This window comes from Pseudomonas sp. GW821-FHT03E01 (assembly GCF_059420765.1).
Window position 1 is genome coordinate 1 of sequence record NZ_JBWKUI010000001.1, and the last position, 19550, is coordinate 19550.

Genomic DNA, 19550 nt, shown 5'->3' on the forward strand with positions numbered 1-19550 from the left:
GTCTTTAAGAGCGCCTTCGCCGGCAAGCCTGGCTCCTACAAAAAACATACATAGGAGCTACCATGCCTCGTTTTGCTGCCAACCTCAGCATGCTCTACCCGGAACATGAGTTTCTGGATCGTTTCGCCGCCGCGGCCGCCGATGGTTTTGAAGCGGTGGAATACCTGTTCCCCTACGACTACAGCGCCCAGGAACTCAAACAACGCCTGAGCGACAACGGCCTGGTGCAGGCGCTGTTCAACGCCCCGCCCGGCGATTGGGCGGCGGGTGAGCGGGGCACGGTGTCGTTGCCGGGCCGGGAGAGTGAATTTCGCAGCGGTTTCGATCGCGCACTGGAATACGCCGCCGTCCTGGGCAACTCACGCATCCATGTGATGGCCGGGTTGTTGCCGTCGGAAAGTGATCGACCACGGCATCACGGCGTGTACCTGGAGAACCTGGCCTATGCCACCGCGCAGGCCGCCAAGGTCGGTGTCACCGTGCTGCTGGAACCGATCAACACGCGCGACATGCCGGGCTTTTTCCTCAACCGCCAGGATCAGGCCCAGGCCATCTGCAAGGAAGTGGGCGCCGGTAACCTGAAGGTTCAGTTCGATTGCTACCACTGCCAGATCGTCGAAGGTGACCTGGCCACTAAACTGCGTCGGGATTTCGCCGGCATCGGTCATATCCAGATCGCCGGCGTACCGGATCGACATGAGCCGGACCTGGGCGAAGTCAACTATCCCTATCTGTTCGAGTTGATCGACCAGTTGGGTTATGACGGCTGGGTAGGGTGCGAATACCGGCCCCGTGGCAACACGTCGGCCGGCTTGCAGTGGCTGCGGGACTGGAAGGCGCGCTAACGCCTTACAGGTTGTTATCGGAAGGCAACAGCAGTTCGACACCCTGCTTGCGGATGCTATCGGCCGCGGCAGGGGTCAGTGCGTCGTCGCTGAGGATGATGTCGAACTGCTCGAGCCCGGCGATCCGGTACATGCTGAACGTGCCGTACTTCGAACTGCTGGCCACCAGCACCACTTGCGAGGCCGATTGCATCGCGACTTGCTTGACCTCCACCTTCAGCGCCGACGGCGTGGTGAGGCCGCGACGCAAATCCCAGGAGCTGGTGGAAATGAAAGCGATATCGGTGACGATCTGACGCAAGGTGGCCACCGCCAGCCCACCCACGCACGATTGATTCGAATGATCCAGTTGCCCGCCGGTGTGAATCACCGTGACATGGGGCGCATCGATCAGCGCTTGGACAATCCCGAAGTCGTTGGTCACCACGGTCATTCCCGACAGCGCCTTGATGTACGGGACGATTTCCAGTGTGCTGGTCCCCGCATCCAGATAAACCGTCATATCGGCATGCAGTAGCCGCGCGGCCAGCTTGGCCATCGCCTGCTTCTGCGGCAACTCGACCACCGCCTTGAACTGATGACTGGGCTCGCTGTGGAGCTGGCTGGCAATTCGCACGCCGCCAGTGACCGAGTAAGCACGGCCTTCCTGTTCAAGCAGCGCGATATCGCGGCGGATGGTCATGTGCGAGCAGTCGAACATTTCCATCAACTGATGAACGCTCAGCACCTGATGCTTGCGCAATTGGCGCAGCATCAATTCACGGCGCTGTTCAGGAATCATCGGTGCGCCGCTTTCGGCGGCGATGTCCTTTTGACTAGGCATTCGGGCTCCAGAGTGAAGAAATCCGCCGACAAGGAAAGCGGTGCAAACATAGTAGCGAATCTACGGTAAAGGAACGAGCTGTTGCGGATCTCTGTTCTGGTGACGGCAGCCTCAATCCAGATCCCGGCGGATAGCGTCCAGGCGTTCGTCGAGCAATGGGGTGAGGAGGGCGTAGCACTGCGCCGGGGTGATGGACACGGTGGTTGTCCCGATCAGGCAGCGTTGCAGTTGTTCGAGCGCAGTGTGCAGCGAATGGGGAGCGTGCTTGAGCAAGCGTTCGTGCAGGTACTGCAATTGAATCAGCATTTCCAATGGGCAACTTCGATGGGCGGCGGCGCGTACCGACAGCCCGCGCAGTCGTCCCAGCTCTTCAAGTTCCCAGCAGCGCGCGGCGATGCTCGGGCGCGCCAGGCTGAGCGCACAGCGTTGCAGTTCGAGGTGCTGGATGGCGCCGAGCAGGTCCTGCAGCAATCGGCAATGGCCATCGAAATCCGCCGGGTCGCGACGTAACGCGCCCCAGGCCTGGCACTGTGCGGAATACGGCCACTCCCTCCAGCGTTGGTCGAGCGCGTGCCCCAATGCCTGGCAACGTTGTTGCGCCTCGCGGGTGACTTGTCCGCCGAGACCGCGATGCTGCTGTAGCCCTTGCAGCAGGTCGAGACCGAGCAACAGCGCCTGCCTTAGTCCCGTATCACCCTGTGGCAGACGGACTTGGCGGGATGGCCCATCGTCGAATGCTGTGGCGAGTGCTGGATTCATGGGCGGCTTCCGACGGTGAGCTGGTTGAGATAACGGGTCAGGTCGTGCAGCGCATTGGTTTGCGTGCTCTGTTCCTGCACCGCGCCATTGACCTGTTGCAACTGTTCGCTGAGGGCATGATTGGCTAGCTGATGCTCGCTGAGCGCCTGTTGCATGGCGCCGAGCTGTTGCAGATTGGTCTGGCTATGTTGAGCCAGGTCGTCGAGGTTGGCGGCGAGCTGCTCGCTCTGTTCACTCCCGGCTGCCAGCAGATCGCGGTGTTCCTTGACCTCGCCATCCACCTGGCGCACGGCCATGGCGATCGCCGTCGCGGCGCTGGTGATTTCATGGGTCGCCCGGTCGGTGGCCTGGGCCAGGCTGCGGACCTCATCGGCGACCACGGCGAAACCGCGCCCGTGCTCGCCGGCACGGGCCGCCTCGATGGAGGCATTGAGCGCCAGCAACTGGGTCTGTTTGGCCAATGCCTGAATGCTGTTGACCGTGCTTTCCACGGCGGTCGTGCGCTGCAGCAACGCGTCCACGGTATGCGCGGTATTGCCCAGGCGGTGCTGAATGGCGCGCATGCTGTCGCCCACTGAGCGCGCCTCCAGGCAACCGGTTTCGCTCTGAGTGTGAGCGTTGGCGAAGGCTGCCAGCGCGCCCTTGGCCAAGGCATCGATGCTGTGCAGGGTCTGATCGATCTGTTCGCTGGCGGCGGCGATCATGGCAATGCGTTGGCTCTGTTCCGCTCCTTGGTCGCGGGCCTGTTGGGCCATCTGCTCCAAGGCACGGCTGGCGAACTGCACTTCGCTGCGCAAGCGTTCGTTGTTGCGCAGTTGCAGGCTGGCGGCCACCAGCAGTGTCGCGGGGTCGGCATCCCGGGAACTGCGCAGCAGTTGTGCCAGTTGCGTGTCCCAGAATGTCTGTAGCTGGCGTTGATGACGCTCGCGCAGCTGCCAGGCGCATCCCAGGTACAGCACGCCAGGTATCAGGGCCAATGCGCTTGCGGGCTGTTCGGCCAGTGCGAGACCACAGGCGCCGAGGGCCAAACCGAGCGGTAGCCAGAAGCCGATCCTGCTGCGTTCGAGCAGGGCTCTGCCAGGTTCGAACAAGGCTTTGGCGAATGATGTGCCGGCCGGGTGCGATGTGCCGCCATCGCTGCGCAGATGAACGATGGCGTGACCCGGTGGGTGCATTCCTTGAGCGGACATGAGGATTTCCTTCTGATGCCGGGATGAAAGCAAAAACGGCGCACGCTCTCCTGCCGCAATGGGCAGGGGAGCGGACGCCGTTGTCCGAGATGTTTGCCAAACCATCGGTGTTGATGGCTCAAGCTTGAACAGAGCCCAAGCAAGTTGTTTGCCAGCCTTTGTGCTCGACAACGGATCAGCCTGTCACCCCTGCGATGGAAGGGAGGTGCATCCGAAGGCTACAGGGCTGCGAAGGCAGAACAGGCGAGCAACGCACCAGTCGCGGGAATGGCAGAGCCGCCGTGCTCTGTTCTGGTTCGTGCCCATCCGCACCGGGCGCACACTTGGTAGCAGCTGCCGAGCCTGCGAGGCTGCGTTCGGCTGCGAAGCAGTCGTAAAACCAGAGCTCGCGATGTGTCAGGCAGACCACATCAGCCGGACTCACGACTGCTTCGCAGCCGAACGCAGCCTCGCAAGCTCGACAGCTGCTACAGCGAGCGCAGGTTCGACAGCTGCTACGGATCGCATTGCGGCTTACACAACGCGAGAAAATCCGGCATCGTTAGTTCATGAATTTCTGAACTAACTATTTGCTGCAGCCTATTCAATCGCTTGTCGCCCTAGCCTTAGGATTCGTCACACGGGACCGCAGCCATCAGAGCCGCGGCCCGCAGCAACTTCTTTCGACTGCCCAGTAACGCCAGCCCAATAGCGGGTGGCCTGACGCAGCCGAGAGGAATGCATGAAGCTAGAAATTTTCCGCACGTTATGGGGCTATACCGCCAGCAAGGCGCAGGCCCTGGATGAACTGCTCGCCGCCGGCTTCGATGGCCTCGAAGCGCGCCTGCCACTGCAGGCCGATGAGCGTGGCGAGTTCGGCGCTTTCCTGCGCAGTAATCAAGTTCCCTACATCTGCACACTGTTCAGTGCCTACGATGTATTGCCCGACCAGAACGCCACGCCCACCCAACACTTGGCCGACATTGATCGCAAACTGGGCTGGGCCTCGGAGCTGACCCCACGTTTCGTCAATCTGCTGGCAGGCAACGACCGCTGGCCGCAGGCATTGCAGGTCGAATTCTTCGGCCAGGCCCTGGAACTGGCCGCCAGGCATGGCGTGTTCTGCAGTTTCGAGACCCATCGCGCCCGTTCCCTTTACAGCCCTTGGGTGACCCTGGAGCTGATCCGCCAACTGCCGGACCTGCGTTTCACCAGTGACATCAGCCACTGGGTGGTGTGCTGTGAGCGACTGCTGGACGATCCGGCCGACGATCTTTCGGCTTTCGTCGAACGCGTGCATCACATCCAGGCGCGGGTCGGCTACGACCAAGGCCCGCAAGTCCCCCATCCCGCCGCACCGGAATATGCCCGTGAACTGGCGTTCCATCAGCGCCACTGGGAGGCCGTCTGGACCGCTCAGCGCGAACGTGGCTACCCGGTCAGCACCTTGACCCCGGAGTTCGGTGCCGACGGTTATCTGCATCACTTGCCCTTCACCAACATGCCGGTGGCCGACCTCTGGACCTTGAACCAGTGGATGGCCCGGACCGAGCGCGAACACTTCGACCGTTTCACCCGTGAAGGAGCCCGCCATGCGTAACACCTCGCCAACCCAAGCCAACTTCAACAGCATTCCGGTGGTGAACATCGCCGGGCTCTTCAGCATCGAACTGGAGCACCGCCTGGCCGTGGCCGAGCAACTGGGCCGCGCCGCCAGCGATGTGGGCTTTCTGTACATCACCGGGCACGGCATCGATCCGGCGCTGATCGAGGGCCTGCGCCAGGCGGCCAGGGATTATTTTGCGCAACCGCTGGACGCCAAGATGCGCCACTACATCGGCGCCTCGGAAAGCCACAAGGGCTTCGTGCCCGAAGGAGAGGAGGTGTATTCCAAGGGCAAGCCGGATCACAAAGAAGCGTTCGATATCGGCTTCGAAGTGCCAGCGGATGACCCGCTGTTCCTCAACCGTACACCGCTGCTGGGGCCGAACCACTGGCCCGACGTGCCGGGTTTCCAGAGCGCGGTACAGAACTACTATCAGGCGGTGTTCGCGCTAGGCCGCCGGCTGTTCGATGGCTTCGCCCTGGCCCTGGGGCTGGAGGAGGGGTACTTCGACGCGCTGGTGACTCGCCCACCCTCCAAGTTGCGGCTGATCCATTACCCCTTCGACGCCGATGTCGTCGACGCTCCGGGCATCGGCGCGCATACCGACTACGAGTGCTTCACCATCCTGCACGCCGATCAACCGGGGCTGGAGGTGCTCAATGATCAGGGGCAGTGGATTGACGCGCCGCCACTACCCGACGCGTTCGTGGTGAACATCGGCGACATGCTGGAAGTCATGACCGCGGGTGCCTTTGTGGCCACTGCCCACCGGGTGCGCAAGGTCGCGCAGGAGCGCTACAGCTTCCCGCTGTTCTACGCCTGCGACTATCACACGCTGATCAAGCCGCTGCCGGCATTCGCCAGGGATGACCGGGAGTACGAGGCGCTGGCGATTGGCGAACACATGTGGAGCCAGGCCTTACAGACCTACCAGTACCTGCGCAAACGCGTGGAGAACGGCGAGCTTGAGTTGCCGTCCCGGGCCCGAAAGCCATCGAGTTTCGGCCATCTGAAGAACACCACCTCTCATTCCTAAAAAAACAACCCACGGAGCTTCCCACCATGAAAATCCATTGCGCCTCGACCCGACTGAGCCTGCTCGCCGCCAGCCTGTTCTGCGCCAGCACCGCCTTCGCCAGCACCGCGACCCCCGGTGTATTGAAAGTCGGTATGGAAATCACTTACCCGCCGTTCGAGTCCTACGACGCTGACAAGAATGTGGTCGGCTCTGATCCTGAATTGGCCCACTCCCTGGCCAAGGCGATGAGCGTCAAGGCCAACTTCGTCGACACCAAGTTCCCTAATCTGATCAACGGCCTCAACGCCGGGCATTACGACGCGATCATTTCCGGCATGTACATCACCCCCGAGCGCCAGCTCCAGGCCCGCACTATCGCCTACGCCAATACCGGCGCGGCGATCATGGTGCCCAAGGGCAGTGAGTTGAGCCCGCAGGTTCCCGAGGACTTGTGCGGCCTGAAGATCGGCCTGGAGCAGGGCACCACCTGGGTTGCCAAGTTCAACCAGTTGTCCAGCGACTACTGCGTACCGAACAACAAAGGCGCCATCACCGTCAACGAATACCCCTCGGCCCCCGAAGTAACGCAGGCGCTGCTGTCGAAAAACATTCAGGCCCAGGTGGAAATCGCCGGTGCCGCGCACATGATCGCCCAGCGCACCAACGGGCGGGTCGTGGTCAGCTCGCAGAAGCTGGTTTACCCGCAGACCTTGGGCATCTACGTGAAAAAAGACGCCGAGGCGACCTATCAGGCGCTGGTCAAGGCCCTGGCCGACAGCAAAGCCAACGGCGAGTACGCCGCCATTCTCAAAAAATACGATCTGGAACCGGTCTCCGAGTAATGGCTGAAGCCGCGCCCTCGGTCGAGGGCGCGGCGAGCACGAGGTGTCTATGCAATTCGACTGGTCTTACTTTATTTCGCTGTTCTCCAAGACTGACTTCTGGGCGGCGAGCCTGACCGTCATCGAACTGAGCGCCCTGGCCTGGTTCCTGGGGATGTTGCTGGGCTTCATCCTGGCGTCAGCCAAGTTGTCCGGCTCGCCCTGGCTGCGCTTGCCGGCGTCACTCTACATCTGGTTCTTTCGCAGCATTCCGCTGCTGGTGCTGGTGGTCTTCATCTACAACCTGCCGCAGTTGCTGCCCGGTGCCGGGCCGGTGCTGTCGGTACCGTTCTATTCCGGTCTGTTGGCGCTGGTGGTCACTGAGGCCGCCTACATGGCCGAAATTCATCGTGGCGGACTGATCTCGGTCGCCAAGGGCCAGAAGGAAGCCGGCCGCGCCCTGGGTATCGGCCTGCTCGGCCTGCAACGGCTGATTGTGATTCCCCAGGCATTTCGTATCTCACTGCCGACCTTGATCAACGAATACATCACGGTGGTCAAACTGACCTCGTTGATCTCGGTGATTTCATTGACCGAACTGTTGACCGTCGGCCAGCGCCTGTATGCGCAAAATTTCCTGGTGATGGAAACCCTGGCGGCGGTGGGTGTGTACTACGTGCTGATCGTCACGCTGTTCGGCTTTGCCCTGCAGCGTCTGGAACGCTACCTGGACCTCAACCTGCGGACACCGCAAACCCTCGACAGCGCCTCGACACAAGCGCTGCGTGACAGCCTGGCGCCTGTGCTATCGAGCAAGCTCAAGCCGCCATCCAAAGGCGCCGCCCCGGCCCTGCAACTGCAGGGTGTGCACAAACGCTACGGCGATCATCATGTGCTCAAGGGCATCGACCTGAAGGTACAAAGTGGCCAGGTGATTTCGATCATCGGCCCGTCCGGCTCCGGCAAGACTTCGCTGATTCGTACGGTCAATGGCCTGGAGCGCATCGATCAGGGCGAAATCCTGTTGTTCGGCGAGGGCTTCATCAATGCCTGGGACAAACCGGATAGCCGTCGGATTCGTCAGGGCGTACGGCGCATCGGCATGGTGTTCCAGAGCTTCAACCTGTTCCCGCACCGCACACTGCTGGACAACATCAGCCTCGCTCCCCGTTATCACGGTGTCGGTCGTGTGTTGAGCGAGCAACGCGCCTGCCAGTTACTCGACAAGGTCGGCCTGTTGGCACACGTCCACAAATATCCGCATCAACTGTCCGGCGGCCAGCAACAACGCGTGGCGATTGCCCGGGCCATGGCCATGGACCCGGATATCCTGCTGTTCGACGAACCGACCTCGGCGCTGGATCCGGAGCTGGTCGGCGAAGTACTCGCGGTCATCAGCCACCTGGCCCGCGAAGGCATGACCCTGCTGATTGTCACCCACGAGATGGATTTTGCCCTGTCGATTTCCGACCGGGTGATCTTCATGGAAAACGGCCACATTCAGCTGGATGCCTCGCCACAGGCGATCCGCGAGCAGCCCGAGGCTCATCGAGTGCGGCGGTTCATGGGATTGCAGGTGCCAGAGGAGGAGGGATGCCTGCCTTGAATGGGTTTAGCCGTGTGCCCTCAGAATTCCTATGGCGACAAATAGCGCTTTTGTATGCGCGCCAGGGTGCCGTCATCGCGAAGCGTTTCAACCGCCGCGCGCAAGTCTTGCACCAGTTGGGCGGAGCACTGCTTCGAGCAAGCCAGGTAGAGGTCCACACTGCTCATGACGGGGCTCATGTGCAGTGTATGTTCAGACACTTTCGGCCAGATGTATCGACTCTCCGGGACACCGTTGAACCAGGCATCGATGCGACCTTTCAAGAGCATCTGCGCGGGGTTGTCGCCAATGGTCAGGGGGTGGATCTGCTCGTCGCTGAAGCCTTGTTCACGGAGGATTTCCTCCTGCGCACTGCCCAGGCCGACGCCGATCCCCCGGTAGGTTTGTTTCGCTTGCTCGAAGCTGCTCACCGGCCGGTCAAGGCTGAAAAAAGCACGCTCCATGGGCATGATCGGCGCGATCCAGGTGAAGCGATCTTCACGTTCCTGCGTGCGTGACAAAGGGGCGATCAGGATGTCCTCAGTCTCGCTGACATGTTTCTGCGATCTGGCCCAGGGAAGCACATGGACATGCGCGACATAGCCGGCGTTGGCAATGGCGGTCATCACGGCCTCGCCGACCATGCCGTGGCCTTTGGAGCCATCGACGAACGTCAGGGGTGGAGCGTCCGGGATATACAGTTCGAGCGGCAAGGGCGCGCCACTCGCGTGACAGGCAATCAGCAGCGAGATCGACAGGCACAACCTGCAAAGCGTCTTTGTACGGGCAGTTGAGATCCGTGAACTCCCGCTCATGGTTGATCATTCAGGCATTGAAAGTAGGGGGGAGCCACAATTCACCGGTGGTATTGATCACAGGGATGATGAGTCTGTTTTTGTATTGGATTCGGCATCGACGCCGTATTTTACGCAGACTTTGTGGCGGGACACATCTACCTCCCAAGTGAATGTGTTTTGCGGGGCCAGTACCTGTTGTGCACCCGCATCACAATGGGCGAGCAGCAGGTGGCGTCAGGATCGGGCCTGGGTATCGCGGAACAGCTTGGGCGATATGCCGAATGCCGATTTGAACTGTCTGCTGAAATGAGCACTGCTGCCATAGCCCCAGGCAAAGGCGATGTCGGTGAGTGAGCGATGGGCATGTTCCCGGCTGCGCAGATCTTCGGCGCAGCGCGACAGGCGCCGTTGCCAGATGTATTCGCTGATGCTGCAGCCGAGCTCTTCCTGAAATGCGCGGTGCAAACTGCGCACCGAGCATTGCTCGACGCTGGCGATGCGCTCGATGGTCAGGTCGCGGTCGGCCAGGTGGCGCTCGATATACGCCTTGAGACGGTTTTGCTTGAAGAAGCGGAAATCGTGTTCGAGTTGTTTTTCTTCCTGTTTGTTCTTCAGGGCGTTATCCAGAAGCCCCACGATGCTGTTGCCGATCAGTTCGGCCGAATGATTGTTGAGCAGTGGGTACTGGCTGTACGCATCACTAATCAGATGCATCAACATGCGGCCCAATCCATTGCGCCCGTTCAGGTGAACATCGCCCGCTTGCGGTGGCTGTCGGGCCGGCCCCTTGAAGAGCAGGATAAAATGTTCGCAACCTTGAGTGCTGGTGACGCTGAAGGGCTGGCCGCTGTCGACCAACAGCATCTCGTCAGGCGCTAATGCGCTGCAGTGCCGACCTTGTTCGAAATGACTGACGCCGGCGATCTGCAGAATCAGCATGCGCGGCGTATCGGGTGAGTCGACCGCTTTGCTCAGATGGCGTGAGTAGCGATGGGCACTGGCGGTCATGCGGCAGAAGCCGAGCTGACCCAGATCGCCATATTCCAGCCGACCTTGAAAGTTGCTGTTATGCAACGGGTCGATGAATGTCGACTCCAGACGCTTGATGTAGTCCGGCGTGCGACCCAAGTGATCGCTCATGAACTCTTTCCACTTCATCAGCCGGTCGGATCGAACAACCTGATCGGTGGACACACAGGCTAAATGACTCATTTTTTCGCCTCTTTTCTTATTGTTTTTGTTGATTGGGCAAATGGGTCAACACTTGCCCAATTTTAGTCCGGTCAGTATCGATCAAGAGTCAGAAAGGGTAGTGGTGGCTCCCCGGTTGCCAGGTGACCCAATGGGCGCGGGTGAATTCATCCAGGGCGTAGTGACCATTGAAACGCCCGAGGCCGGAGTTCTTTTCGCCGCCGAAGGGCGCATTGGGCTGGTCGTCGACGGTGATGTCGTTGATATGGGTCATCCCGGCCACGATGCCACGGGCGAAGTTCAAGCCTCGGGCCATGTCCCGGGTGAATACCGCGCTGGACAGGCCATATTCGCTGGCGTTGGCCAACTCCAACGCATGCGCTTCGTTTTCTGCGATCAGCAGCGGCAGCAACGGCCCGAAGGTTTCATCACGTGCCAGTTCCTGATCGGCCCCGACTTCACCGAAGACATGCGCAGGCAACACCAACCCGGACGCTGGGCCGCCACACAACCGCTTGAGGCCCGCATTCTCGGCGGCATCGATTTTACGCAACAGGCCATCGAGCTGGTTCTGATTGACCACCGGCCCGATCACGGTGTCTGCGTGGGCCGGGTCGCCGGTCTTGAGCTTGCGCACTCGCTCCACCACCAGCGCGGTGAAGTCCGCATACAGCGAGCGGTCGACGATCACCCGGTTGACGCTCATGCAGATCTGGCCCTGATGCAGGAAACGCCCGACCACTGCTGCGTGCGCGGCTATATCAATATCCGCGTCATCCAGGACCACCAGTGGAGCATTGCCGCCCAACTCCAGCGCAACGCGCTTGATGTGTTTGCCGCCAGTCGCAATCCGGCCGACATTGCGACCGACATCGGTTGAGCCGGTGAAGGAAATCAGGCTTGGCACCGGGTGTTCGACGAAGGCATCGCCGATCTCCGAACCTGCACCGACCACGACATTGAGCGAACCCTCCGGGAAGCCTGCGTCTTCGAACAAATGAGCAATCAGCAGGCCGCCTGTTACGGCCGTGTCGCTGGCGGGTTTAAGCACCACTGTGTTGCCAAGCGCGAGTGCCGGGACCACCGAACGCATGCTCAGGTACAACGGAAAATTCCATGGGCTGATCACCCCGACAACACCCAGCGGTTCACGGAAGACAAAGCTCTGTTCACCGGGCTTGTAGCTTGTCAGGATTCGTCCTTCAACCTGCATCGGCAACGTTGCGCACTCACGCACCAGGTTCAGGGTGAACTGCCATTCCATGCTCGCCTTGATGCGCGTGCTGCCGGACTCACGTATCAGCCAGTCGATGATTTCATCGCGGCGGTTCAGGATGACATGAGCGAGTTTCTCCAGTTGCGCGCTGCGCTGTGTCGGATGCAGCTGTGCCCACGCTGTTTGCGCACGATATGCAGCCTGATAGGCATCGTCGAGATCGGCAATCGAGGCCAGTGGCATTTCCAGCAGTTGCTCGCCATTGAAGGGGTTGCGGTCATCCAGGCGCCGCGAGGAACGACCTGCGCGCCAGGTGCCATTGATGTATTGGTCGCCATTGATGGCGTAGAGGGGCAAATGTTGAGTCGTCATAGTCTTACCTTTGGAGGCAGGTGGCCGCGTCGATTAAGGACATGGATGATGCAAAACCTTGTCTGAAGAATGTGCTCAGCTTCTGATCCAGGCGCGCCCCCAGGAATTGAGTGTGTACTCCTCCTGCGGCCAGACACCGGGTTGGCGGGCGGCATCGGTCATTTCGAGTTCGGCGGAAAACTCCAGGCGGTTGCGATCGGCATCGACGACCATAAAGAACAGATTGTTGCCCGGCCCATGCCGGCCGGGGCCGAAGAAAATGGTGATGCGTTCCTTGGCGAAGCGATCACCCCAGTCGCGGATGTCATTCCATTCATTGGTTTCGTAGCAGTGGTGATCCCATTCGTTTTTCGAACCGCGGAAAAATGCCAGCGAATGATGTTCATCGTCCGAGCGCAGGAAGCACACCATGAGCTGGCCGGTCTGCTCGTCGACGACATTGTCCGATACCGTAAACCCGACCTTATTGACGTAGAAATCGATCATGGCTTCCAGTTCAGTGGTCTGGAATACCACGTGCTGCAAGCGGCCCGGCATGCCTTGACGGTCGACACCGGGATCAATGCGGGACACGCCAAATATCGTTTGTCGGCCTTGAGGGTCACGAAGCACAAAGGCATCCGGTTCGAGCAACGGCGAGTCGATGTCTTCGACAGCACAGCCGTTCTCGTTCAGGCGGGCACGCAGTTCTCCCAGCCGAGCCTGATCGCCCAGGTCATAGGCCGCCGCGAGCAGGCCGCTGTGATCGGCGGGCGACACGAGCATGGCGCGTTGCGGGCCACTGAGTATCCAGCTGCCATCGGGCTGTACCAGACCTTCCATGTCCAGCATGCGCCGGTAGAAATCGATTTGTCGTTGCGGCTCTTTGCTCGCCAGATGCAGGTAGCACAGGCGTGCAGGGGTGCAGGTCTGTAGGGTTTGCATAAACACCTCCGTGGCTTTAAGAATTCAGGGAAAGACTGGCGCGATGCTTGATTCGGCTTTTTGGTTTCGCGCCTGTGCGATGCCGAACAGCAACTGCAAAGATTCGGCAGCCTTTGTTTCGCCGGCCTTATCGAAAATGGCGGCGATATAGCGATCCGGGCGCAGCAGTAAGAACGTGTTTGAATCGCCCAGTATTTCTTTGAGCAAACCCTGGCGGTCATGAAGCACCGTGCAGCCAGGCATCGAAGGGATGTTTTTGACAGGCTCGGGAAGGATCAGAATGCGCTTGGCTTCGAGGTGGAACCACAAGCCATGCTGGAGTTCGTCGATGCGTTGGCGGCTGTGGTCGCCGTACTGAATCAAGGCGAAGCCGGCACCGATCGAGTCATCGAGCAGAATTTCCTGGCCTTGAACATCGGTGAGCATCGGTTGAGGGAACATGTGTCCGCAGGACAGTTTCCCGGCTTTGCCTTCGATCAGTACCAGCCCCTTGGTGAATCGGGGTTTAGGCTTGAAGCGCATTTGCAGGAAATAGTCCCGCAACGGCGGCAGCAGGCCGATCAAAGCAAATGCACCGCTGATCAAACGAGCGCGCAAGACAGTTGCCGGCGCCATGACCACGCCGAGGTTCAAGGCCAGTCTGATCAATGCCCAGGCGTGATCGCGACGCTCGCTTTCGTAAGACAGTAGAGCCGTTTCAGCCATTTTTCCCTTCAGCACGCCGATCAGTTTCCAGGCCAGGTTATGGGCATCGCGAACACCGCTGTTCATGCCCTGTCCGGCATAAGGCGGAGTCAGATGCGCGGCATCGCCGGCGAGAAACACGCGGTTCACTTGCCACCGTTCGGCAACCCGGGCGTGGAAGGTATAAACGGTCTTGCGCACGATGGACGCCGGGGTGTTGCCCTTGAAGGGATAAAGTAACGCTTGCAGGCGAGCATCGCCGAGTACCTGCTCATCGGTTTCGTCCGGCTTGAGCAGAAACTCGAAGCGGCGTGTGCGGTGGGGGCCGGGTACTTCAACGACGGGACGGCGTGCATCGCAGTACACACGTGTTTGCCAGAACGGATCGTCATCCTGATCAGTGTCGACCACCAGCCAGCGCGAGGAGAAGCTCGAGCCAACCATCTCGATTCCGAGTTGCTTGCGCACCGGGCTACGACCACCGTCGCAGGCGACCAGATAGGCCGCATGGACTTCGACAGTTACGCCGCTTGCGTCACGGATCAGTGCGCGCACGCCATGCTTATCCTGACTGAATTCCAGCAGCTCATGGCTGAACCGTGCCTTCAGGTTGGAAAAGCGCTCGAGGCCCATTTTCAGGGTGTGTTCAAACAGTGGCTGGCGAAATGCATTGCGCTTGGGGAACCCATACAACTTGCCGGTGGGCTCGACTTTGCCGAAGCAGCGGCCACCGGGCCGAGTGAAGTAGTGCACGCCATAGCCCGGCACTACATCTCGCAACACGGCTTCATCCAGTCCGACGGCCTGCATGGTGCGCAAGGATTCGTCATCGATCGAAACGGCCCGCGGCTCGGTCACGGTGTCCGGCTTGCGATCAATGATCAAGGTGTCCACATCGGCTTGGCCAAGCAAGTTGGCCAGGGTCAGCCCGGTGGGCCCGGCGCCGATGATCAAGACGTGTGTACTGATTTTTTTGAGGGGTGTCATTGTTGTTGTTCCCTTCCGGATGGCTCAGTCCAATGGCTTGGGGCGGTTGGCGAGTGCAGCCATGAGTTGCGACAGGTTTTGCGCCAGGGCGAGGACCTGCTGTCCTTGCTGTTCTTCCTGAGTGCTGTCACGTTCCTGAATCGGGCGCACGCAGCTGATGCTGCCGACGACTTTGCCATCGCCATCGAAGATCGGAGCGGCGAGGCCATAGACGCCAGCGTCGACTTCGCCGGCGCTGGCCACATAGCCCTGATGACGAAGACGCTGCAGCGAGCGGCGGAACTGTTCCCAGGTCTGACCAAGGTTGCTGGCGCGCACCTCATCGGGGTTTTCCAGGAAGAGTTGGCTGTGTTGACGCGAGGTCATGTTGGCGAGGATGGCCTTGGAGGTCGCCCCCAGGAACAACGGCCTCGGTGAGCCGCGTGAGTAGCTGACCTCGCTGAACAAATCGCCGTATTGATGAATGCAGACCACCTGGTCCTTGAACAGGCGGCAGATCAGCCAGATCTGCTGCTCGCTCCAGCGTGGGAGGCTTGGCTCCAATGATTGTGCGGCGCGCACCAAAGGGTCGCTCAGTCGCAACTGACGGTCCCAGGTAATGATTCTCGCGCCCAGGGCGTAACGTCCGGCCCCGACCTGGAACAACAAGTTGGCCTCGGCCAGTTCGCGCACATAGCGGTAGATGGTTGAACGGGTAAACCCCAATGCACCGCCCATGTCATCGACAGCCCAGATCGGACTCTCTTCGGTAAACAGATCGAGTACCCGCAGCATGCGCTCCAGGCTAGAACCTTTACTGTCGATATCCTGCACCGGCAATTGTTCCGATTCGCGTAGTGTGGCCATGGCTTACTGCTCGTCGACGATGCTGTTGCGCAGGATGCCGATTCGCGAAATTTCGATCTCGACTTCATCGCCCGGTTTCATCCATACCGGCGGTTCACGGAACGCGCCGACGCCGCCGGTGGTGCCGCTGACAATCACATCGCCGGGGGCCAGTTCGGTGAAGGTGGAGCAATATTCGATCAGTGCGCGGACATCGAAAATCATGTCGCTGGTGCTGGTGTGCTGCATGACTTCGCCATTGAGGCGGGTAGTCAGTTCCAGGTCCTGCGGATCGCCGATCTCGTCGCGGGTGACCAGCCAAGGTCCAAAGCCGCCGGTGTTCGGGAAGTTCTTGCCCGGAACGAATTGAATGGTGTGTTTCTGCCAGTCGCGGACACTGCCGTCGTTGTAGCAGGCGTAACCGGCGACATAGTCCAGCGCGTCGGCTTGTTTGACGTGACGCGCCGGTTTGCCGATCACCACCGCCAGCTCGCCTTCAAAATCAAGCTTGTGCGAGGCCTTCGGGCGAACGATGGGTTGCAGGTGGGCAGTCTGGCTGTCAGCGAAACGAGTGAAAATCATCGGGTAGGTCGGCATCTCACGACCGGTTTCACGTACGTGTGTGGCGTAGTTGATGCCAATGCACAGCACTTTGCCCGGGTTCGGGATGACGGGGAGAAAAGTTACTTCAGCCAATGGGATACGAGGCAGGCTCGCGAGGACCTCGTGGCTCAGTTCGGCCAGGCGATTGTTGGCGATAGCCTGCTTGAGATCGGTGCCGAAGGTTTGCTTGACCGACTCCAGATCGATGACATGCTCGCCATCGACGACGCCGTAGGTGCTACGGCCTTGAACAATAAAGCTCGCGAGTTTCATTGAGTGCTCCTTGATAGAGGATCAGCGCATGCGCAGGGAGCAAAGAAGCTCGGCACTGCTCATGCAGCTATGGCGGCAGGTAAGCCGCGGCGGTTGAGGTTCAATCTAGTTGTGGATATTAATCCTGTAAAGCGGGATTTATTAAAAATCCCAAAATGCAGGAATTATGCTTTTTTATGTATTTTTGGCAGCATTTTGCCGACCCTCCGGAACAGGCAATACGAGACAGTGACGTGTTTGGAAGGTCAGGGCAGGAGCCGTATCCCGGCCTGGTGAATCACAGGCTTCCTGTCATTTCAGTGGGTCGCCGATGGGTTCATTGTTTGCTCGGCACCCAGCAACCATGTAGCGACATGCGCATCCGGAACGGCACTTTGATTCGTGCAATGGGGCCATTCTCCATGTCACGAGAATCCAGAACTACAAGCTCGCTGCGACCGTCCGCGATGTGATTGAGAACGGAAACGACGTAGCCATCCGCCTCCTGCGCATCAGGGGAGCGCGGAATGAAAATGGGCTCCTGGAAGCATCCGCTGTCACCGGGAAACCAGGCATCGGTGGTGCCTGTTTTCAGGTTCACATGGGCCAGCAGATTGAAGAATTGAAACGGAATCGGCCCATTCGCGGGGTTGTACGGGCGCTCTGGATCGAACGCGAGCACAAAGCCGTGCTCATATTTTCGACCGATGTAGCGGTCATCGCACCTTGGGAATTCGCAGGGGTAATCCGTCAATGGCTGCGGTTGAATGTCCTCCTGCGTGCTGGTCAGGTCGAAGGTCCAGCGCATCAGGCTGGCCGCCAGTGTTTCGGGTGGCGGGACATGACCGTCGGCCTGGGGAAAGAAGTAAAAGATATTCCCGCCGGTGACCGGCATGTCTACGTAAACCTTGTCGCCCTCATCGAACGCGTTGAGCGTATGGCCCTGGAAACCGTCCTTGGGGCCCTTGAACCATCGAACGTCCTCCGCGCGCCCATTGCGTGGTACGACGGCGAAGAGCTGAGGCAGATCGGGTTGCCATTGGAAATGCTGGCCACCTTTCTTCATACGCTCGAGGTCGGTCGTCAACGGAATCAGCGGGAACACCACGTAGTGTTCAGTCACCGCGAAATCATGAACCATGGCCGCGTACGGCGCCTGGAACCAGATTTGGTGCAACAGCTTTCCGTCGGGCGACAGTTCGAAATAGGCCAGGTCAGGTGTGCCGTCGCCTTTGGCTTCGTAGCTGAAGGCCAAGAGGTTTCCTGTTACCGGGTCGAGCTTGGGGTGGGCGGTGAACGTCGCTGATTCGATCTGCCCGTCAAAATGCCACTCGCCGAGGGTTTCAAGTGTTTCAAGATCCATTGCCCAGGGCATGGCATCTTCTTTGAGTGCAAGCAGCACACCGTTATGAGCGACAACGCTGGTATTGGCGGTGGTGTTGTTCTTCGCCGCCAGTGGATCATTGGTGTAGACGTTGCGATAGATTCCATTGAGCGAGCGACCTTCGCGGCGCTGAGCCATCAACCGGTCGGTTATTACGTAGCGACGTCGTATCGACACCTTGCCATCGGCAAAGTAGAACGCGCTGACCATTCCGTCGCCATTGAAGAAAATATCCGAGCCCAGCATCGGCGGGTATTGCGGGTCTGGCGCAACCTGATAAAAAGCGCCACGGATCGAAGCGGGAAGGGTGCCTTCAATCTCCAGGTCGAACACCTCGGCTTCTATCCGACTGGGTGCATAGAGCGCGCCGGAAAATTCAGGGGTTTGGGGAAACGGGGTGGTCATCGGCATAACCTCTGAAGATGGGTATCGATTGTTCATTGACGGGGTTCCTGTTTGATATCAGGTCAGGTCGACTGAGGCGACAGTGCTGTTGCGCAAGGCTTCGCGTCACGACGAAAACGTGCAACGAGCAGACACGAGATAAGCAGGGCTGTCAGGTAGGCCGAGGCCGCCAGCCATCCGACGGCGCGGAACTGTCCTTCGCCTACCACGAGTGCCGCGCCAAACGGGCCGAGCCCCTGACCAACGAAAATCGCGGCGTTACCCAGCCCGGCCAGTCGGCCGGAAGGGTCCAGCTCGGCCGCCATAGACAGTAAGTAAGGCAGACTGAAAAACCATACTGCATGGATCAGGCAGGCAGTGACTGCAAACGCGACAGGGGTATTGCCATAGACCATGACCAGAGTCGCAATCAGCGCCGTGCCGAAGCTCAGTAGTTGCGGAAACAGCAACCCAAGGCGTCTGCCGATAAGTCCGGCCAGTGCCGCTCCAAGGGCACCGGCAAGGATGCTGCCCCCCAGTATTCCACCGATCTGTTGCGGTTCCAGGCCAATGCTTTTACCGATGCGCTCTTGATAAACCCACAGTGCGGAATGGCCAAAAAACAGCAGCGTAAAAAGCATCAGCAGTAAGATCGATGTGAGCCCGAAAGGCGGGATCGAGCCGCTCGCTGCCCGATGTGCCTCGGGGTAGCTCCTCGGCACTCTCCAGCTACCAACCATCGCCAGGGCACTGGCGATGGCCAAGAGATAAAACGCCCCGGCCACGCCGAATGATTTCAGAATCACCGGCATGGAACTCACAAGCAGCATCCCCCAGAGCAGGTTGCCGATGTTTATCACCGCGAACGTCGAATCCTTGGATGTGCGCAGGGCTGCGGTGGCGTAGACAACGGCCATGACCGCGCCACCGCTTGCGCCGCATATCATTCGGCAGATCAGTAGCAACCCCTGACTATGCAGTTGAGCACTGGCCAGATTGCCGAGTACCAGCATCAGCAAGGCAATCAGGGCAAAGCGGCGCCGGTCGACGCTGGCCATCAACATGGCGCAAACGCCGCAGGCGACGGCCATCGCAATCAGTTCTGCCGCAAAAATGGCGCCGATGGCATTCAGTGGCAAACCGAGTTGGTCGATAAAGGCTCCGCCCAGAATAGGCTGGATTTGCAACGTCCCTAAGGAAATGACCATCATCAGGCAGATAGCGGCCAATGATTTTTTACTGTCAATGGAGTCGAGCGCGTTCATGAAACATCACCTCGGGTAAAAGGGCCCGCTCATGCACGAG

At 59.7% G+C, this 19550-nt stretch carries 17 protein-coding genes; 5 read left to right on the forward strand and 12 right to left on the reverse strand.

The window, feature by feature from the left end:
- Positions 1–62 precede the first annotated feature (62 nt).
- The gene (gene otnI / locus AC07VO_RS00005) at positions 63–845 is read left to right on the forward strand and encodes a 2-oxo-tetronate isomerase (RefSeq protein WP_018928935.1); all 783 of its coding nucleotides are present in this window, start codon (positions 63–65) and stop codon (positions 843–845) included.
- Positions 846–849: 4 nt separating this feature from the next.
- On the opposite strand, the gene AC07VO_RS00010 is transcribed toward otnI, so the two are convergent.
- From AC07VO_RS00010 to AC07VO_RS00020, 3 genes are all read right to left on the reverse strand, one after another.
- Positions 850–1668 (reverse strand): DeoR/GlpR family DNA-binding transcription regulator, encoded by an 819-nt coding sequence (locus AC07VO_RS00010; RefSeq protein WP_018928936.1) that lies wholly within the window; start codon positions 1666–1668, stop codon positions 850–852.
- 111 nt (positions 1669–1779) lie between these two features.
- Positions 1780–2337, reverse strand: a complete 558-nt coding sequence (locus tag AC07VO_RS00015) for a hypothetical protein (protein ID WP_064621261.1) — start codon at positions 2335–2337, stop codon at positions 1780–1782.
- A gap of 86 nt (positions 2338–2423) precedes the next feature.
- Entirely contained in the window at positions 2424–3722 is a 1299-nt protein-coding gene (locus AC07VO_RS00020) for a methyl-accepting chemotaxis protein (RefSeq protein ID WP_374727781.1), read from the reverse strand.
- 616 nt (positions 3723–4338) lie between these two features.
- Here AC07VO_RS00020 and AC07VO_RS00025 point away from each other — a divergent pair.
- From AC07VO_RS00025 to AC07VO_RS00040, 4 genes are read left to right on the forward strand one after another with little or no spacing between them, the layout of a single operon-like run.
- Positions 4339–5196, forward strand: coding sequence for a sugar phosphate isomerase/epimerase family protein (locus AC07VO_RS00025; RefSeq protein ID WP_192350312.1), 858 nt, complete (start codon positions 4339–4341; stop codon positions 5194–5196).
- Positions 5189–6238 (forward strand): isopenicillin N synthase family dioxygenase, encoded by a 1050-nt coding sequence (locus tag AC07VO_RS00030; protein ID WP_192350314.1) that lies wholly within the window; start codon positions 5189–5191, stop codon positions 6236–6238. The genes AC07VO_RS00025 and AC07VO_RS00030 overlap by 8 nt, the downstream gene beginning before the upstream one ends.
- 26 nt (positions 6239–6264) lie before the next feature.
- The gene (locus tag AC07VO_RS00035) at positions 6265–7062 is read left to right on the forward strand and encodes a transporter substrate-binding domain-containing protein (RefSeq protein ID WP_064617543.1); all 798 of its coding nucleotides are present in this window, start codon (positions 6265–6267) and stop codon (positions 7060–7062) included.
- A gap of 49 nt (positions 7063–7111) precedes the next feature.
- Positions 7112–8647, forward strand: coding sequence for an amino acid ABC transporter permease/ATP-binding protein (locus tag AC07VO_RS00040; RefSeq protein ID WP_192350316.1), 1536 nt, complete (start codon positions 7112–7114; stop codon positions 8645–8647).
- Positions 8648–8676: 29 nt separating this feature from the next.
- Here AC07VO_RS00040 and AC07VO_RS00045 read toward each other — a convergent pair whose 3' ends face one another.
- The 9 genes from AC07VO_RS00045 to AC07VO_RS00085 form a co-directional block, all read right to left on the reverse strand.
- The gene (locus tag AC07VO_RS00045) at positions 8677–9441 is read right to left on the reverse strand and encodes a substrate-binding periplasmic protein (protein WP_192350318.1); all 765 of its coding nucleotides are present in this window, start codon (positions 9439–9441) and stop codon (positions 8677–8679) included.
- Positions 9442–9657: 216 nt separating this feature from the next.
- Positions 9658–10635, reverse strand: coding sequence for a helix-turn-helix domain-containing protein (locus AC07VO_RS00050; protein ID WP_018928944.1), 978 nt, complete (start codon positions 10633–10635; stop codon positions 9658–9660).
- Between the two features lie 88 nt (positions 10636–10723).
- On the reverse strand, positions 10724–12202 hold the full coding sequence (locus AC07VO_RS00055) for an aldehyde dehydrogenase family protein (protein WP_192350320.1): 1479 nt from the start codon (positions 12200–12202) through the stop codon (positions 10724–10726).
- A gap of 75 nt (positions 12203–12277) precedes the next feature.
- Positions 12278–13126, reverse strand: coding sequence for a VOC family protein (locus tag AC07VO_RS00060; RefSeq protein WP_192350322.1), 849 nt, complete (start codon positions 13124–13126; stop codon positions 12278–12280).
- Between the two features lie 24 nt (positions 13127–13150).
- The gene (locus tag AC07VO_RS00065; RefSeq protein WP_192350324.1) at positions 13151–14797 is read right to left on the reverse strand and encodes a bifunctional 3-(3-hydroxy-phenyl)propionate/3-hydroxycinnamic acid hydroxylase; all 1647 of its coding nucleotides are present in this window, start codon (positions 14795–14797) and stop codon (positions 13151–13153) included.
- A 24-nt stretch (positions 14798–14821) separates the two neighbouring features.
- On the reverse strand, positions 14822–15643 hold the full coding sequence (locus tag AC07VO_RS00070) for an IclR family transcriptional regulator (protein WP_028940728.1): 822 nt from the start codon (positions 15641–15643) through the stop codon (positions 14822–14824).
- Between the two features lie 3 nt (positions 15644–15646).
- Positions 15647–16498, reverse strand: coding sequence for a fumarylacetoacetate hydrolase family protein (locus AC07VO_RS00075; protein WP_086945614.1), 852 nt, complete (start codon positions 16496–16498; stop codon positions 15647–15649).
- Between the two features lie 316 nt (positions 16499–16814).
- The gene (locus AC07VO_RS00080) at positions 16815–18266 is read right to left on the reverse strand and encodes a carotenoid oxygenase family protein (RefSeq protein WP_064621263.1); all 1452 of its coding nucleotides are present in this window, start codon (positions 18264–18266) and stop codon (positions 16815–16817) included.
- Between the two features lie 62 nt (positions 18267–18328).
- Positions 18329–19510: an MFS transporter gene (locus AC07VO_RS00085; RefSeq protein WP_192350325.1), complete on the reverse strand. Its 1182-nt coding sequence runs from the start codon at positions 19508–19510 to the stop codon at positions 18329–18331.
- Positions 19511–19550 lie beyond the last annotated feature (40 nt).